At 64.6% G+C, this 888-nt stretch carries 1 protein-coding gene; it reads left to right on the top strand.

Going from position 1 to position 888, the window contains the following annotated elements; genetic code table 11:
• The first annotated feature begins 63 nt into the window (after positions 1-63).
• Complete coding sequence (locus AHiyo1_RS18625; protein WP_059389540.1) at positions 64-831, top strand: ThuA domain-containing protein; 768 nt, start codon at positions 64-66, stop codon at positions 829-831.
• Positions 832-888 lie beyond the last annotated feature (57 nt).

Genomic DNA, 888 nt, shown 5'->3' with positions numbered 1-888 from the left:
GCTCGCCGCCCGCGGCTCCGCACCGCCGTCGGGCACCAAACCACTAACCTTCAAGGAGAAACCATGTCTGAACCAATCCGCGTCACCGTCTGGAGCGAAAACCGGCACGAAAAGCGCGACGAACTGGTGGCCCGCCTCTACCCGGACGGCATGCACGGGGCCGTGAAGGCCGGCATCGAGGAGAACCTCGGCGACAAGGCCAGCGTCCGCACCGCCACCCTCGACGAGCCCGAGCACGGCCTTACCGAAGAAGTCCTCGCCAACACGGACGTCCTCACCTGGTGGGGGCACATGTCCCACGGTGATGTGGACGACGAGATCGTCGAGCGCGTGCACCGCCACGTCCTGTCCGGGATGGGCTTGATCGTCCTGCATTCGGGGCACTGGTCCAAGATCTTCACCAAGCTCATGGGCACCTCATGCACGTTGCGCTGGCGCAGTGAGCAGGACCGCGAACTGGTCTGGACTGTGGACCCCACCCACCCCATCGCTAAGGGCGTGCCGCACCCCATCGTGATCGATCAGCAGGAAATGTACGGCGAGTTCTTCGACATCCCCACTCCGGAGGAGCTCGTGTTCATCAGTTCCTTCAGCGGCGGCGAGGTCTTCCGCTCGGGCTGCACGTTCCGCCGCGGCCACGGCAAGATCTTCTTCTTCAGCCCCGGCGACCAGGACTACCCGGTCTACCACCACAAGGACGTCCGCCGGGTCATCTCCAACGCCGTCGAATGGGCAGTCACCGATCGGCCCGAGCGCGCCCACCCTGAACTGCTGCGCTACGAGACCAACGATTTCTTCAACGGCAAGAGCTACCAGGGAGCCAACGCATGAGTACCCCTTACGCCACCCTTCCCGACGACGGCACTCCCCTTCGCGTCGTCGTCGTCG

Source organism: Arthrobacter sp. Hiyo1 (assembly GCF_001263615.2).
Classification (GTDB): Bacteria; Actinomycetota; Actinomycetes; order Actinomycetales; family Micrococcaceae; genus Arthrobacter.
Note: the sequence above shows the minus strand (reverse complement) of the source record. Positions and strands in the feature narration are given on the sequence as shown.